At 75.4% G+C, this 634-nt stretch carries 1 protein-coding gene; it reads left to right on the top strand.

Features of this window, described 5'->3' with window-relative positions:
- Positions 1-634: ketoacyl-synthetase C-terminal extension domain-containing protein (locus AC5WS8_RS39295; protein ID WP_496108260.1), on the top strand; the 634-nt coding region annotated here is incomplete at both ends.

Raw genomic sequence — 634 nt, 5'->3', positions numbered from 1 at the left:
TGTCGCGCTGCTCACCGGGAACACCCGGTGGACCCGGTCGGAGGACCGTCCGCGCCGGGCGGGTGTGTCCTCGTTCGGCATCAGCGGCACCAACGCCCACATCATCCTCGAAGAAGCCCCCCGAACGGCCTCCGGGGCGACCACGGCCGACGGCGACCTGCCCGCCGAGGCCGGCGGCCGCAGCCGGACCGTACTGCTGCCCCTCTCCGCCGCCGAACCCGCGGCGCTGCGCGCCCAGGCGGAGCGGCTGGCGGAGTTCCTGTCGGAGGACCCGGCGCTCTCCCCGCAGGACGTCGGGCTCTCCCTGGCGACGACGCGGTCCCCGCTGGAGCACCGCGCGGTCGTGCTCGCAGCGGGCCGGGAGCAGGCCCTGAGCGGCCTCCGGGCCGTCGCCCGGCGGGAGACGCCGGCGCATGTCGTCACCGGCACGGCGGTGGCCGGCGGCGGCCGGACGGCGTTCCTCTTCGCGGGACAGGGCTCGCAACGCCTCGGCATGGGCCGGGAGCTGTACGAGACGTTCCCCGTCTTCGCCGAGGCCTTCGACGCGGTCGACGCCGAACTCCCCTTCGACCTCAAGGCGATCGTGTTCGGCGAGGACGGGGACGTGCTGAACCGCACCGAGTTCGCGCAGCCC

Source organism: Streptomyces sp. PTL18 (genome assembly GCF_059510295.1).
This window is presented reverse-complemented; position numbering and strand designations above follow the sequence as displayed.